This window comes from Variovorax davisae (assembly GCF_030316845.1).
In the GTDB taxonomy this organism is placed as follows: Bacteria; Pseudomonadota; Gammaproteobacteria; order Burkholderiales; family Burkholderiaceae_C; genus Variovorax; species Variovorax davisae.
This window is the reverse complement of record NZ_JASZYS010000003.1, coordinates 207,617-222,606: the sequence shown is the minus strand read 5'-3', so window position 1 is coordinate 222,606 and position 14,990 is coordinate 207,617. Positions and strand designations below refer to the sequence as shown.

Below are 14,990 nucleotides of genomic sequence, written 5' to 3'. Positions count from 1 at the left end.
CGTCTCACGATCGCCGCAGCTTGGCGGCAGCCCGTTCCACCTCCTACGAGAGAATTGCGAACAATCTTACGCAAGCGCGCAGGGGAGGCAACACCATTCAAGCGCTGACGAAATTGCGAATGGAGGGCTCCCTGTCATGGACCACACAAAGCGAACTTTCCGTCCCGAGGATCTGTATCTGCAGAGGAAAATAACGGACATTGAATGTCACCCGGACCGCGCGGTGGCGGCCTGCTCAGTGAGGTCGGTGGATCAGGAAAACGACAAGTACGCTTCCTCGATCTGGCAGTTCTCACTCGCTGGAGGGGATGCGTCGCAGCTAACCCGCGGGACCGGAGACGACAACTCGCCACGCTGGTCACCCGACGGCCGCCAATTGGCTTTTCTGTCCGATCGTGGAGGCTCCCCGCAGGTGCACATCCTGGCCATCGACGGTGGCGAGGCCAAGCAACTGAGCAGGCTGCCGCAAAGCGTGTCGGACTTGCGCTGGATGCCGGCAGGCGACGCCCTCGTGGTGACGGCAGCGGTGGTCGATGACCCTGACACCCGCAGCTTGAGCGGCGGCACGGGGGGCCAGTCGGGCCAAAGCAACATTGGCAAGCAGTTGGAAGTGGCGCGCAAGAAATGCGCGCCAGAAGTCGCCTGGCGCCTCCCATATAAAGAGGATGGCGTCGGCTACCTGTTGCGGCGGCAGTTCCATTTGTTTCGCGTCGATGCGACCACTGGCGACCACATACAGCTTTCCCAAGGTGCGTTCGATGTGCTTGCCTTTGATGTCGCCCGCGACGGCTCCATCGCCTACTCGCGATCGCGTGACGGCCGCTTCGCTCATAGCAACGACCTGTGGATTTGCGGCCCGCTCGGGCGGGATGCGCGGCGGGTGACGCGGGACATTGCCATCGTGATGCACCCGGCCTGGTCGCCGGACGGCCGCATCATCGCTTTTACCAGTGCCGAGGAGGAAGGCGACGCCGAGCCGCGCCTGTGGCTGCTAGATGTCGCAACGGGCGAAGCTCGCACAGTTTGCGAGGCCACACTGGACGTGGCGCATCCGGCAGCCCTGCATTGGGTGGACGATGCCCGTCTGGTGCTCACACGTGCCTTCCGCGGACGTCATCAAGTGGTGATGCTCGATGTCGGGAGGGAATCGTTCGAGGTGCTCTCCCAAGGTGACCGCCAAATCGGAATCTTTGATTGCAACGCGACACACATCGCGTTCACGGTCGATCATCCGTCGCTGCCTTGCGAGCTATGGTCGGCGGCGCGAGACGGACGGGACGAGAAGAAGTCGAGCAACCTTAACGCTTGGTGGGGCGACCGGCAGGCCATCGATGTGCAGTTGCTGGAATTCGAAGTGCCCGATGGCCACGGCGGCATCGAGAGGATCGAGGGTTGGCTATTGCGACAGCAAGGACGCCTCGGGCCGTCGCCCTTGCTGGTCGACGCCCACGGCGGGCCGGCCGCCTATGCGCTTCTGGATTTCGATACAAACGTCTTCTGGCAGGTCCTGAGCGCGCTGGCCACGGGGCAGTCGAACGCTTTCAGCGCCGCAGTCGTCATGGCGCCAGTAGGGAACATTGAAACTCACTATGGAACTTCCGATGGAGGCTACTATGCCGACCCTTTCTATGTGGCGAGCAAGCCGATGTTCGACCGCGAGAAGGCGCGGGAGCTTTCGCCGTTGCACTATGTGGAAAAATCGGAAACGCCGACGCTGTTTCTGCAAGGCAAGGAAGATGAGCGTTGCCCCAAGTGTCAGTCCGAGGAGCTATTCGTGAGTCTCTCGCGTGCGGGGAATACGCCGGCCGAACTCGTGTTGTACCCGGGCGAAACTCATGCCTTTCTCGGCAGTGGCGCACCCTCGTGCCGTGAGGATGCGGCGGCCTGCATCGTGGCGTGGTTGAACAGGTTCGTGGGGGTGTGACAAGGAGTGGCGCGCGCCTGCACCAAGCAGAGTACGGGAGGCACAATGAAGGTGGTTCTCGCCGAGGACGATCGCAAACTGCGCAGCTTGCTGTCGCAAATATTGCGACCGATGGGTGGGGACATCGTTTTCGAATGCGGAACACAGTTCGAAGCGATCACGTGGTTGGAAGGGCATCATGACGGTTGGGATCTGGCGGTTGTGAACCTGTTCTTGGCGGAAGGGAACGGGTTCGCACTGCTCCGACATTGCGAGACACGCTCGCCCGCCCAGAAGGTGGTGATGATTTCGAACTACGTGCGGGAACCGGTGGCCGCGCGTGCCTGCGAGGCGGGTGCTGACGCTTTCTTCGACAAATCCTCGCAGATGGAAGATTTCATCGAGTACTGCCTTGCTGTGCGCCAGTCCTTGCCTCCAAATCATCGAGTCTGAGCAGAACGGGTGGTCGTTGTTGGCTGCTTGCGATGGAGCTTGATCCATTCGGCGCCCAAGGTTGTAACGCTATCCATACGGGCGAATTGTGACTTGCAAGGAGCGGGCGGATAAAAGGTTGCTGTTACAAACCCCTGCCGCTGCAGACGCCGCAGTTTTCGCAGCTTTGACCTGCGCGAGACGTACGCTGGCGATGCAGACTTGGCAAGGAGCCCGAGGAAGTCTAATAGAGACTGCTTCATATATCTGGTAATTAGATCGAGGCAATTCAGATCAACGGTGCGCGTTTGCTGCCGTAATGGCGAATGGGCTTGGGGCAAATGTTCCTATGAGCAGCGGCGCTTTGTCCCACCTGCGTAAAGGGGGGAGGCCCGAGCACGTGGAGCCGCAGCGGCGGCCGAAACTTGCCGCGGAGTTTGAAATCCCTTCGCACGTCGCATTGCGCTTGACGTACCCCTCTATGCCAGTAGGCCATGTTTAAGGGCGTAATAGGTAGGCTCGCTGCGCGACTTGAGCTGGAGCTTGGCCATCGCCCGAGCGCGGTTTCGGCTAACGCTGTTAACCGCTCGGCTGCAATCGTGCAAGCCCGTTCTCCCATCGCCAACCGGTAGAAGACCTGAAACTCCCGGTCTGTTAAGTGCCGGTGCGGTGGGGCGCACCGGGGCGGTTGTTTGGCCAAGAATTCAGCCACCTCAGATGGAAAGTGGTGTTTGCCATTCGCCAAGGTTCGAACTGCGTGGACCACCTCTATCGGGTCGCAGAGCTTGTTCAGAAAGCCCCGCGCGCCCATGCGCATGACAAAGCCCGCAAATGGGTCGGCCGGGTGCCCGGTGAATACGAGGATCGCCACTTCAGGCGCACGGATCTGCAGCCAGGCCAGAACGTCGAGACCGCTCCGTGCAGGCATGGCCACGTCCAAGATGAGTACATCGATGGGCGTTCTCGCCACCAGCGCCAGGGCAGCCTCTCCATCGCTCACCTGCCACGCACAGGTCGTTGTGGGTTGCTAGAAGGTCGCGCAAGGCCAGTCGAACAAGGGCGTGATCGTCGGCAATGCCAATGCGGATGCGAGGGATCATTGGGGCCAGCGTCATTTTGCGAAAAACCTGATAGGGCAAACGGCGTGCCGCGGAATGCAGCGCCAGCAATTTACAGCCTCCCACCGGCAAGGGAAGAACTAACACCGGGCGCTCACACCGGGAAACCGACTTGGGCTTGCCGTTTGCCCCGAGGAGCACGACTCCTAAATCTCGCTCCTGGGAGAGCACTCGGTACACACTTCCTCTTCCGGCAGCGCCCAGCTGCGCAGACCGCTTCGATCATCTGCTTCTGCCAAGGCCGCGCCCTTCAGTGCGGCTTCTACGAACCGCTGTTCTAAGCGGCTTACGCGTCAAGTGGTTAGGCGTCGATACGCGTGGTCGTAAATTTGGTCAAGAAGGACATTACTAAATGAGCAGTACTAAACCCAGATATACAAAAGCGCCGCTTCCACAACAGCAAGGGCACCGACGGGAGGCCGATCGGGGCGACGTCAGGGGGCGCAACACTGGGCAAAACCTAGAAAGGATTTCCATGCCTGACTTATCCCCAGCTCCGTGGCCTTTCCCGACCGCCCAGTCCCATAGTCCCCTCCCTGTGGCCGACGCGCCTACGGTGTTGGTGCCTTCGGAGGAGGCTCTCGACTCCGGAGTTGAAGAGTCTTTCCCTGCAAGCGATCCTGTATCGGTCACCGTCAGTAAATTCGTCCCTGAAAAATGAGCGAGAGGCATTGTCTTGAAAGATTGCCACGGGTGAACGATCTCTGTATCGATCTTCATAGCCAATGAGAACTGAGACAGGTGAATCCAGGTGCGACCGCTTCCCGCCAGTAGGACGGCGCCCTCCACGCGCGCACGCTGGCCCTACGGGCGGGCCGCGAGTGTCAAATGTCGAACGAGGGGTGCGGGCGCATCAGAAGACCGTTCAACGCCACTGCAAAGAGGAATCCGCAAACCGCTGCGATTCCAATCGACTGCAGCGGTTTAGCAGCGACGAACTTTGCAGTTTGCCCGACGAAGGGCATCCGCTCGAGTGGGCCAGCGGGCTGCCTGTCCGCGGCGCGGGCCCCGCCCACGTCGTCGACTGGCCGGGCAGGCACCGAAGCTCGGGTGTAGGTTTTGGGAGGGTAGCCGTCCTCAAGTTCTGCTCGCTGATGGGCGCGGTCAGAGAGTTCGGTGATCGGCAAGGTGGGGGAGTCGCTCAGATTGTCCATTGGATTCTCCTTTCGTCTGGAATGGGGCTCTCGACATGGACCGATATGGGTCGTTTTGGAGCTCGACTCTTGTCGGTGAACGTCGACTTGTACCGTGAGTAATGAGCGGGTCGAGTACCGCTTTCTGAAGCTACTAATCTCAGAACTGTCCGCTCGCTCGCGCGATCGCGGAGCAACTGTTTCGGGCGCGGCTAGGTGTCGCGACAGCGTCGCAACGCCTCAGGACGACAAGCCTGCAGCGAGTCGAAGGTCGCTCGCGCCCCGTCGACGCTCCACGGACTCGATGTCGAGGCCCTGCCGATATTTGGTGACCGTTCGGCGAGCGATGCGAAAGCCCTGCTGTGAGAGTTCACGCGCCAGCGCGGCGTCGCTCCATCGCGTATCTGCGCTCTCGCTCCCGATGAGGTCGCGGATAAGAGCCTGCAGTGCGATCGGAGCGCTCTCACCACCGCCTGAATGGACCATCCCGCGTGAAAAAAAGTGGTGCAACTCGAAAACGCCGTGCGGTGTCGCCAGGTATTTGTGGTGCACGGCGCGCGACACAGTGGAAGGATGCACGCCCACTTCATCAGCCACCTCGCGCAGACCGAGCGGCTTCATAGCCAGCTCGCCATATTCGAGGAAGAGCTTTTGCCGCTCTACGATCGCCATCGCGATCTCCAGAACCGTCGAGACCCGTTGGGCGGCGTTCTGCACGGTCCAACGGGCCTGGTTCAGGCAATCCTTCAGCGCCGCATCATCGTGTTGACGGTGCTTTTCGAACATCTCGGCGTATGACTCGTGAACGCGCACACGCGGCATCGCCGATCCGTTGAGCGCCGTCTTCCAGACCCCCCTGACCTTGCGCACGATCACGTCCGGCACCACGATGCGGGCAGCCCCTTCGCTGAACCGCGAACCGGGGCGCGCCTCCAAGCCGAGGATGAATTCCACGGCGCGTTGCACGGCAGCATCCTCTGTCCCGAGCAGCGCGCTCAACTTGGCGAGTTTGCGGGCGGCAAGGAGGTCCAGGTGATCGCGCGCGATGCGCCGTGCGAGGGTGCGAAGTGCAGGGTCATTCGCGCGCTCCAACTGGAGCGACAAGCACTCCGAAACGGTGCGTGCCGCTACGCCCAATGGGTCGAGCGCCTGGACGCGGCGCAGGGCCATCCGCCACTCGCGCATCTCGTCGACGCCTGATTCACCGAATGCGGTGCCCAGCTCCTCGAGAGAGACGCGCAGATAGCCGTCGTCGTCCAAAGCCTCGACCACAGCGCGCGCAAAGGCCCCGTCGCGAGCGTCCAGCCGGAGCACGCCCAGTTGCGCATGAAGATGCTGGCGCAGGCTGACGGGGGCGGGTGCATGCTGCAGATGGTCGAAACTCTCGTCATGGGACAGGCGCTGGGCAGACGGCGGACCTTGATCGCCCATTCGATCCAGCCGCTGCGCCCAGTCGATCTCGGCATCTCCAGGAATCGTGAGAGGTGCGTCCGCCAGCCGGTCCTCATCCGCTGAGGGGACGGCGCTGTCGTCGACCTCAAGGAACGGGTTGGCCTGTGCGGCCTCGAGAAGCGCTTGCGCATAGTCCATCGTAGACATCTGAAGCAATCGGACGGCCTGTTGGAGCCGCGGCGAAAAGGAGGCCGTTTGCGAGAGGCGGGCTTGCATTTTCGGGGCGCTCATGAAATCTCCGTTGGCCAGCCCATGACGCAACCCTCGTGCCAAGAAAATTCGTGCCAGAGCCCTGCTGAATGGCAACAAAGTTCGTTCCGCGCATTGCTTTGCGCGCCACGTCGGAAAAATTTACCGGAACATCTCGTTGTGCTTGCCGGTGGGTGCTTGCCGGCGGGCGCCTCTGCCTGCGGGCAGCGGGAAGCAACAGCCTGCCTCACGCGGCAACGCTGGCCTGCTCTGCGAGACGGCTGAAAAGCTTCAAGCTCTGTGCGACGACCTGATCCATGTTGTAGTACCGGTAGGTACCCAGTCGTCCGGTGAATGTGACGCCAGGCGTCTTCTCGGCGAGGCTCTCGTAGCGCCGGTACAGTGCCGCGTTCTCGGGTGCCGGGATCGGGTAGTAAGGGTCACCGTGGGCGGTCGGGAACTCGCGCGTGATGCTGGTACAGGGGTGCTGCTGCCCGGTGAGTTGCTTGTATTCTGTGATGCGGGTAAAGGGAACTTCCGGCGACGGATAGTTGACCACCGCCACCTCCTGAAAACGTTCCTGTTCGAGCGTCGCGTGTTCGAAGCGTAGCGAGCGATAAGGCAGACGGCCATAGCAGAAGTCGAAGTACTCATCGACCGGCCCCGAATAGACCAGGTGGTCGTGCGCGATGGTGTGCCTCACGTCCGCATAATCGGTGCTTGGCATGAACGTGATATCGGGGTGATCGATCATGCGCTCGAACATCCGGGTATAGCCTGCAAGCGGCATGAACTGGAACTTGTCCTGGAAGTAGCGGTCGTCGGCATCGGTGCGAGTCGGCACGCGCGACGTGACCGACCTGTCGAGCTCGGAGGCATCCCGGCCCCACTGCTTGCGCGTATAGCCCTCGAAGAACTTGCGGTACAGCTCCTCGCCCACCTGGCTCACGACCACGTCCCGCGCACTCTCGATGCGTGCGCTGGTGGCCGCTCGTGCGGCGAGGAATTCCGCTGCGCCAGCGGAGTCAAGCGTCAGTCCGAACAGGCGGTTGAGGGTGGTCAAATTGATCGGCATCGGAAGGCGCTGGCCGTCTACCTCGGCCAATACGCGATGTTCGTAAGGGCGCCATTCGGTGAACTGCGAGAGGTACTCGAACACCGCCGATGAATTCGTGTGAAAGATGTGCGGTCCGTAACGATGCACCATGACGCCGGCTTCGTTCAAGCCGTCATAGGCGTTGCCGCCGATGTGATCGCGCCGGTCCACGATCAGCACGCGGCGTCCGAGTTGGCTGGCCAGCCGCTCCGCAAGCACGCAGCCGGCGAAGCCGCCGCCCACGATCAGATAGTCAAAGCGCCCGCTACCGGCAGATGAGAAGTGCATGGAGAGCTCTCGCAAGAATAAAGTTGAAGTTCTCTCCAGGGCAACCGGCGTGCCTTGTGAAGAAGCTTGGCGACCCCGGACGGGCAGCCGAGCGGGTTTGCCGAGATGCTGTTCGCCCGGCAAAGTCACCGTGACGCACGCATCCACCCGCGGTGGCCTGAGTACTGCGCGAGCGAGGGGCGATGGCCTACACGCAGCCACCACGCACCTCACAACACTGGCTCTTGCCATGAAAAACATTCAGAGTTCGCCGGTTCGTTCGGTTCCGAGGAGCCGGAATGTCGGCTGGTGGCTGCTGGTGGGTCTGGGCGGCCTCGCGTGGCTGGGGCGTGGCACGCCCGAGGGGACCCGCCAAGCAAACGTCCGGCTGGCCGAGGTGCGGGCCCGCCGGTCTGAAGAGGCGCGGGAGGCGCAGCGACTCGACCATGAGCTTCGCACGCCCTTGGGGGCGATGGCAATTGCTCTCGAATTGTTGAACAGCGGCGACGCAACCACTGAACAGGAAGCCTTGGACGTACTTCGAAGGCAACTGGCGCGTCTGACCACTCTGACAGACAGGTTGCGCCTGCTCTCACAGCGCCTGGGCGATTGAACTTGCAGTGGCGGATTCGATCGCCATGACACTGCTGGAGATCGGAGCAACCGACGGGGAAATATTGTGAGCCATGCGCTGATCGTCGAGGACGACGAAGACTCCGCACGGATGATCGGGGCGGTCATCGCACGGAAGGGGCACACTGTCATGTATGCGCCTTCGCTGCGAGCGGCACGCCAGAAGCTTGCCATGCAGCGCGCCGATCTGCTGCTTCTGGACTTGCACCTGCCCGACGGCCATGGGCTTGAGCTGCTCGAAGACACTGAGGTCCTGCGCGACACCGTGTTAGTCCTCATGACTGGACACGCCAGCCTCGAAACCTCTATCAAGGCTTTGCGGCTCGGTGCCGCGGACTACCTGGTCAAGCCGATCCATCCGGACCACCTGAAAGGTGTGCTGGCACGTCTGATCGCCCCCTCGCAATTGCGCGCCGAGCTCGACGAAGTCCGCCAAGCGTGGCAGGAGAGCGGAACTTTTGCGCAGCTGACCGGGCGCTCGCAGGCAATGGAACGCGTCTACCAGCAGATTTCACGCGTCGCGGGCACCGCCGTCACGGTGTTCATACATGGCGAGAGCGGCACCGGAAAGGAACTCGTGGCGCGCGCGATTCATGACCTCAGCCGCCGGCGCGAGCAACCATTTCTGGCGGTGAACTGCGGCGCGCTGTCCTCGCACCTGATCGAAAGCGAGATCTTCGGCCACGAGCGCGGCTCCTTCACCGGGGCGGAGCGGCAGCACAAAGGGTTCTTCGAAAAGGCCCATGGCGGTACCTTGTTCCTGGACGAGGTGACCGAGATGCCGCTCGCCTTGCAGGTCAAGTTGTTGCGAGTGCTCGAGACTGGCACTTTCATGCGGGTCGGATCCACCGAGTTGCAACAGACGGACGTTCGCATCATCGCGGCCACCAACCGTGAGGCGGCCCACGAGGTGGAACAGGGTCGCATGCGCGAGGATCTGCTTTACCGGCTGAATGTCTTTCCGATCGGACTGCCGCCGCTGCGCGAGCGTGGCGAGGACATCGAGCTGATTGCCTGTCGTTGCCTACATGAACTCGGCCAACAGGAGAGCGCGGTGAAGCAGATGACTCCGCAAGCGCTGGCCGGCCTGCGCAACTACCGTTGGCCCGGCAACGTTCGCGAGCTGCGAAATGCGATCCAGCGCGCTTGGGTGATGGCCACCGGCGAAGTCATCGACGAAGAGTGGCTGCCGTCGGGCGGCAACCCGTCAGCATCGCCGGCCGTCGACCCGGCGGCCCCTGACCTCCTGGCGCTTGATCCAACGCCCGCGCCGGCGGGCGCGGATCGGATCACGGTGGCTTTGGGCACGCCGCTGGCGGACATCGAGCGCCAGGTCATCCTCGCCAACTACGAACGCTGCGGCCAGCACAAGGAGCGGACGGCTGCGCTGCTGGGCATCAGCACGAAGACGCTCTATACAAGACTGAAAGACTACCAGCGCTGAGCGGCGGACGACGCAGGCACGCCACGTGCCCAAAAAGCCGACCCAAGCTTCAAAGGCAATTACATGCTGGCAATGAGCTATCGAGGTCCGTACCGCGTACGCGCCGTCCAAACGCCGGAACCGCAGATCGAGCATCCCAACGACGCTATCGTCCAGGTCTTGCGCTCGTGCATCTGCGGCTCCGATCTCCATCTTTACCACGGGCTGGTACCGGACACGCGCGTCGGAAGCACCTTCGGCCATGAGTTCGTCGGAACCGTGATCGAAGTCGGCGAGTCGGTGCGCAACCTCAAACGAGGCGACCGGGTGCTGGTGCCGTTCAATATCTTCTGCGGCACCTGCTACTTCTGCCAGCGAGAACTGTACGGAAACTGCCACAACGTCAATCCACAGGCGACCGCGGTGGGCGGCATCTATGGGTATTCGCACACCGCGGGCGGCTACCAGGGGGGCCAGGCGCAGTACGTGCGCGTGCCGATGGCCGACGTCGGTCCCACCCGGATTCCCGATCAAATGCTGCTCGAGGATGCCGTGATGCTCACGGACGCGTTTCCGACCGGTTACCAGGCCGCGGAGATGGGTGGGATCCGGGAGGGAGACACGGTCGTCGTGTTCGGTGCGGGCCCGGTGGGTATCTTCGCCGCCAAGTCTGCGTGGCTGTTGGGCGCGGGGCGCGTGATCGTCATCGACTGCGTCGACTACCGGCTCGACTTCGTCCGCAAGTTCGCCCAGTGCGAAATCGTCGACTTCAAATACGTCGACGACATGGCGGTTCATTTGAAGAAGATGACCGACTGGCTGGGGCCTGACGTGTGCATCGACTGCGTCGGTGCCGAGGCCAGCGGCAGCGCGCTGCAAAGCCTGACCGGCGTCAAGATCAAGCTTCAGGCGGGCGCTGCGACCGTGCTGCACTGGGCCATCAATTCGGTGCGCAAGGGGGGGAACGTGTCGATCGTCGGCGCCTACGGCCCGACTTTCAACATGGTGCCGATCGGTAACGCGCTCAACAAGGGGCTTACGCTGCGAATGAACCAAGCCAGCGTGAAGCGGCACCTGCCGCGGCTCATTGAGCACATCCAGGAGGGACGCATCGAGCCGCACCGGGTCATCACTCACCGCATGCCGCTCGAAGAGGTCGCAGACGCCTATCACATCTTCTCGAGCAAGCTGGACAACTGCATCAAGGCGGTTCTGATCCCCCCTGGCGTCGCCAGCTGATAGACCTCACAAGGAACTGCGATGGAAAATTCCGCCAAGTACGCGCACATCAAGGGGTGGGGCGCCGACCTCGACCCCGCTCGCCGGCCCGCCTATCCGAAGGAACGCATGCCCGCCCGCCTTGAAGGCGTTCATTGGGATCAGCCCGAGCCGCAGCGCCAACACATCGAGGTGCTCCAGTCGATCGAATATCCGGCCCGACCACCTCTTTTCGGGTCCGGTCCTACGCCCCGGGGGCTGAGCGGGAGCGTCCGGCGCTTCGCCTTCGGGTTCAGCGAGAGCGATCTTCGGCACTGGTTGCTGCTTTTGCTGGCCGACCGCGTCGACGTGGGAGAAGGCCTGGTCGCCGACCTCACCCGCGGACATATTCCCAACATATACGCAGAGATGGGCGGGCGGGCTGAACTCAAGCACAACCCCGCGGGGGCCGTTCGCAAGGCTCTGGTGTTAGGCGTCGTACTGGGAGTCGTCTATCTACGTCTGCGCAGGAATCCGCGTCGTCGACGGAGCGAGACCCCCGCCCCGGCCCGGGTCTCCGCAAGGAGGTAGGCGGGCCTGGGGCGTTTCGACGGGCAGCGCGTCAGGGTGTAGGCGACGAAGTGGATTTGGTCGGATCGCGCTCGCCGTGCACCTTTTCCTCGTCGCCGACCCGATGGCCTTCGGTGACGGGGCCGTTGTAGACGGCATCCATCACCGGCCCGCGATCGGTATCCACGCCGGCGACTGCATCGTGATGCGCCAGTTGGCCGATGACGTCCATCGACGCGTTCGATGCTTCCTGGCTGCTGGCGGATTCATCGAGTTCGTTGGGCTGTTGTGGCACCTCGCGTTGCAGTCCGTCGGCGCTGGCCTGGGCCCACCGGGTTTCGCCTGCGGCCCGGTTACTTTTACCCTTCGGCGGCGCTTCCCCGTGCAACGCAGGCGAGTCGTGATGGGGAGCGGCTGCGGCGGGCTTCGTTTTGGTCATGGAAGGTCTCCTGATGAGGGCGCAAAGGGTTTGAGACTTCGATGGTGCAGCGCGAGCGAACCGACGCGGTCGGGCGTTGTGCAACGTGCCTGTAGGAGAGGCGGACGATGCGAATGGCACCGGAGCGCGCCGGCATGGCGATTGCCTCGACAAGGACCCCCCCACTGAGAGAGGTCCCCCAATGACACGACTGGCCACCGACGAACTGACCGGCGGCATCCTGTACGAACTGCCGCCCGAAGCCGGCGACACCACGCAACCACGTTTCGAGCCGGACGAACAATGGCTGCGCTCCGCCGCCCCCGAATTGCAGAAGACGGCCATCTGGCGCTGGTTTGCGACGCGCTATGAGGAAATCGACGCCGCCACGCCGCGCGACGCCTACGGCAACTACTTCCTCGGCGTGAAGGACGCGCCAGTGAGGGTCGACGCTGTGCTGATCGGGCGCTTCGGGGAATGGTTCCCGAGGGAACCCTGAGGGAATTGATTGAAAACGCGCAGGCCATGGCCGGCAATGCGTGGACCACGCTTCAGCCCGACGAACTCAGCGGCTAGGCGTTGAGAAGAGGCACGCGGATTGCCGGCTCAGATGCGGCGGCCGAGTTGGCCGATCCACAACCTCACGCAAAGGATATCCTAATGTTTTCACACAACAAGCACTTGCAATACACAGTCCGGGTGAGCGAGACGAATCCCGGCCTGGCCAACCTGATGCTAGAACAATTCGGTGGTGCGCAGGGGGAACTCGCCGCCGCGTGCCGCTACTTCACGCAGGCCATCGGCGAGGACGATTCAGGTCGCAAGGACATGCTGTTCGACATCGCCACCGAAGAGCTGAGCCATCTCGAGATCATCGGCACCATCGTCGGCATGCTCAACAAGGGCGCCAAGGGCCGGCTGGCCGAAGGCGTCGAGGAGGAGGGCGAAATCTACCGGTCAATAACGGCGGCCGGTAATGACAGCCACATCACACAGGTGCTGTACGGTGGTGGCCCGCCGCTGGTCAACTCGGCCGGGGTGCCCTGGACGGCCGCTTACATCGACACCATCGGGGAGCCCACCGCCGACTTGCGGTCCAACATCGCCGCCGAGGCACGTGCCAAGATCGTTTATGAGCGCCTGATCAATCTCACCGACGACCCGGGAGTGAAGGAAGCGCTCGGCTTCCTGATGACCCGCGAAATTGCGCACCAGAAGTCATTCGAGAAAGCGCTGTACGCCATCGAACCCAACTTTCCGCCGGGAAAGCTCCCCGGGGACCCGCGTTTCACGAGTGTGTATTTCAAGATGTCCGATCCGGACGGTAGCCCGCAAGGTCCCTGGAACGGGGGCGAGCGCTGGAATGTGGTGCAGGCGAAGGATGCAGCGGCGGTCGACGGCGGCGAGGGCACGGCATCGGTCCTGTTGGGCCCGGACGAAGAAGCGGTCGTCGCGACCATGTCGGCGCGCACGAAGTCGAACCCTACGATCGATCCTTTGACCGGCGCTGAATTGGGCATGGGAGAGCAGGCATTGGCAGAAGAAGATATGGAAAGGGAACAACTCGCCAAGTAGGCGCTGCCGGCCCCTGACCTTCCGCACGGGGCGCACATGCGCCCCGTGCCGTTATGCATCCCCTGTTAAGCAGTGCGGCTGCTGCCGCGTCATTGCTTGCGCGGCCATACGAGCGTGAAAATGCCGTAGAGGCCAGCCGCACCGACGAGCACATAGACAACGCGACTGATCATGGTCATGGAGCCGAAGAGGGCCGAGACCAGATCGACGTTCAAGGCGCCTAGCAGCCCCCAGTTTACGGCGCCAACGATCATCAGGACCATCGCAATCCAGTCGATTGCCGAGAGGCGCAAGCGCGGCGCGATCCCACGAGTCAGGTCTTCACGGGTGATAGGCATAGATGATCCAGAGAGAAAGTTGGAAAAAGCGCTTCGGGCGGGCAAGGGGTATGCCGCGTCGCCCCGTGCGGTCCAGCGGTCACACAGCCTCGGCCGCCGCGGGCCTTCCACTCTGCCGCGCAGCAAACGTCGACGCGTCGTTGGCGGGAGCGGATGACGCGACCAGGCGCGCCTCGATCAACTGGCCCATGTGCTTAGCGGTGCGCAGCCACGAGGTCCGCGCCACGATCGCGGCGCGGTCCACACGGTCCTGGGAGCGTTCTTGCGTGGTACGCGCCAACGCTTTCTCGCATGCTTCGATGAACTCCCAAGGCGTGGCGGCAATCGCGACGATGCCGCTGTAACCACGCACCACGTCACGCACCGGCGTGCTCACGGCAGGCTTGTCGGCCGCTAGGTACTCCAGCGTCTTGGTGGGACTGATGTAGCGCGTTGACTCGTTCAGCGCGAAAGGGAGCAGGCACACATCCCAGTTCTCCATCACCGTGGGCAATTCTTCATAGCGCCGCTGACCGCTCCATTCGATGTTCGGACAGCGGGGAAGGCTGGCAGGGTCGATCTTCGCCACGGGACCGACCATCTGGATCCGCCATTGCGGACGTTCGCATGCCAGCGTCTCGATCAATCCGAGATCGAGACGCTCGTCGATCACCCCGAAATAGCCGAGCGTAGGGCTTGCATTCGGCATTGCCCGATGCGCCGATGCCCCTGCGAAATGCGCCGCATCGACGCTGCTCGGGAAACAGTGGACGTCGGAGTGTCGAGATTGCTTGGACTCGAACAGGCTGATCCCGCCAGTGAAAACGAGGTCGCATTGCTTGAACAATGCGTTCTCGCGCTGGATCAGCTGGCGAGGCGCATCCTTGAACGCGGCCAGCTCGTCCATGCAGTCGTAGACGATCACACGCGGTGTCAGACCGGACGCCAACGGGACAGCCATCGGGGTGTAGAACCACAGACCGTAGTCATCGATGCCGAACCTGTGCAAATAGTCTGCGATGAGCGCCTGCATTTCGACGATATGTGAATCATGAAAGCCCTTCGCCTTGCCCGTCAGGTGCGGGCGCAAGACCTCGACGCCGGCGCACGGATGGATTCGCTCCAGCGACGCGTGCGCCGCACCTGGAATCGGCTCCTCGACGAACAGCACCGGGAATCGATGAGCCAACTGCGACAGCAGGTGCTGTGGACGTTGAAAAACAAAGTCCCAACGTAGGTGGGAGAAGACGACAAGGTGGGTCATGGG

At 62.6% G+C, this 14,990-nt stretch carries 15 protein-coding genes; 8 read left to right on the top strand and 7 right to left on the bottom strand.

Annotated features, from left to right (window positions below; genetic code table 11):
- Positions 1-136: 136 nt before the first annotated feature.
- Complete coding sequence (locus tag QTI33_RS08480; protein WP_286505347.1) at positions 137-1,924, top strand: S9 family peptidase; 1,788 nt, start codon at positions 137-139, stop codon at positions 1,922-1,924.
- A gap of 45 nt (positions 1,925-1,969) precedes the next feature.
- The gene (locus tag QTI33_RS08475) at positions 1,970-2,356 is read left to right on the top strand and encodes a response regulator (RefSeq protein ID WP_286505346.1); all 387 of its coding nucleotides are present in this window, start codon (positions 1,970-1,972) and stop codon (positions 2,354-2,356) included.
- A gap of 268 nt (positions 2,357-2,624) precedes the next feature.
- Here QTI33_RS08475 and QTI33_RS08470 read toward each other — a convergent pair whose 3' ends face one another.
- From QTI33_RS08470 to glf, 4 genes are all read right to left on the bottom strand, one after another.
- Positions 2,625-3,305 carry a response regulator gene (locus tag QTI33_RS08470; RefSeq protein ID WP_286505751.1) on the bottom strand — a complete coding sequence of 227 codons (681 nt, stop codon included), beginning with the start codon at positions 3,303-3,305 and terminating at the stop codon, positions 2,625-2,627.
- Positions 3,306-4,277: 972 nt separating this feature from the next.
- Entirely contained in the window at positions 4,278-4,607 is a 330-nt protein-coding gene (locus QTI33_RS08460; RefSeq protein WP_286505344.1) for a hypothetical protein, read from the bottom strand.
- A gap of 219 nt (positions 4,608-4,826) precedes the next feature.
- On the bottom strand, positions 4,827-6,269 hold the full coding sequence (gene rpoN / locus QTI33_RS08455; RefSeq protein WP_286505343.1) for an RNA polymerase factor sigma-54: 1,443 nt from the start codon (positions 6,267-6,269) through the stop codon (positions 4,827-4,829).
- Between the two features lie 205 nt (positions 6,270-6,474).
- Entirely contained in the window at positions 6,475-7,611 is a 1,137-nt protein-coding gene (gene glf / locus QTI33_RS08450; protein ID WP_286505342.1) for a UDP-galactopyranose mutase, read from the bottom strand.
- A 229-nt stretch (positions 7,612-7,840) separates the two neighbouring features.
- Here glf and QTI33_RS08445 point away from each other — a divergent pair, with 229 nt between their 5' ends.
- The 4 genes from QTI33_RS08445 to QTI33_RS08430 all read left to right on the top strand — a co-directional run bounded on the left by QTI33_RS08445 (position 7,841) and on the right by QTI33_RS08430 (position 11,434).
- Positions 7,841-8,203 carry a histidine kinase dimerization/phospho-acceptor domain-containing protein gene (locus QTI33_RS08445; protein ID WP_286505341.1) on the top strand — a complete coding sequence of 121 codons (363 nt, stop codon included), beginning with the start codon at positions 7,841-7,843 and terminating at the stop codon, positions 8,201-8,203.
- Positions 8,204-8,269: 66 nt separating this feature from the next.
- The gene (locus tag QTI33_RS08440; RefSeq protein WP_286505340.1) at positions 8,270-9,667 is read left to right on the top strand and encodes a sigma-54-dependent transcriptional regulator; all 1,398 of its coding nucleotides are present in this window, start codon (positions 8,270-8,272) and stop codon (positions 9,665-9,667) included.
- A gap of 63 nt (positions 9,668-9,730) precedes the next feature.
- Positions 9,731-10,885, top strand: coding sequence for a zinc-dependent alcohol dehydrogenase (locus QTI33_RS08435; RefSeq protein WP_286505339.1), 1,155 nt, complete (start codon positions 9,731-9,733; stop codon positions 10,883-10,885).
- Positions 10,886-10,906: 21 nt separating this feature from the next.
- The gene (locus QTI33_RS08430; RefSeq protein WP_286505338.1) at positions 10,907-11,434 is read left to right on the top strand and encodes a hypothetical protein; all 528 of its coding nucleotides are present in this window, start codon (positions 10,907-10,909) and stop codon (positions 11,432-11,434) included.
- 31 nt (positions 11,435-11,465) lie between these two features.
- Here QTI33_RS08430 and QTI33_RS08425 read toward each other — a convergent pair whose 3' ends face one another.
- Positions 11,466-11,852 (bottom strand): hypothetical protein, encoded by a 387-nt coding sequence (locus tag QTI33_RS08425; protein WP_286505337.1) that lies wholly within the window; start codon positions 11,850-11,852, stop codon positions 11,466-11,468.
- Positions 11,853-12,033: 181 nt separating this feature from the next.
- Here QTI33_RS08425 and QTI33_RS08420 point away from each other — a divergent pair, with 181 nt between their 5' ends.
- Positions 12,034-12,330 (top strand): hypothetical protein, encoded by a 297-nt coding sequence (locus QTI33_RS08420; protein ID WP_286505336.1) that lies wholly within the window; start codon positions 12,034-12,036, stop codon positions 12,328-12,330.
- Positions 12,331-12,491: 161 nt separating this feature from the next.
- On the top strand, positions 12,492-13,406 hold the full coding sequence (locus QTI33_RS08415; protein WP_286505335.1) for a manganese catalase family protein: 915 nt from the start codon (positions 12,492-12,494) through the stop codon (positions 13,404-13,406).
- 89 nt (positions 13,407-13,495) lie between these two features.
- On the opposite strand, the gene QTI33_RS08410 is transcribed toward QTI33_RS08415, so the two are convergent.
- Entirely contained in the window at positions 13,496-13,744 is a 249-nt protein-coding gene (locus QTI33_RS08410) for a DUF378 domain-containing protein (protein WP_286505334.1), read from the bottom strand.
- Between the two features lie 79 nt (positions 13,745-13,823).
- Positions 13,824-14,987 (bottom strand): glycosyltransferase, encoded by a 1,164-nt coding sequence (locus QTI33_RS08405; RefSeq protein ID WP_286505333.1) that lies wholly within the window; start codon positions 14,985-14,987, stop codon positions 13,824-13,826.
- Positions 14,988-14,990 lie beyond the last annotated feature (3 nt).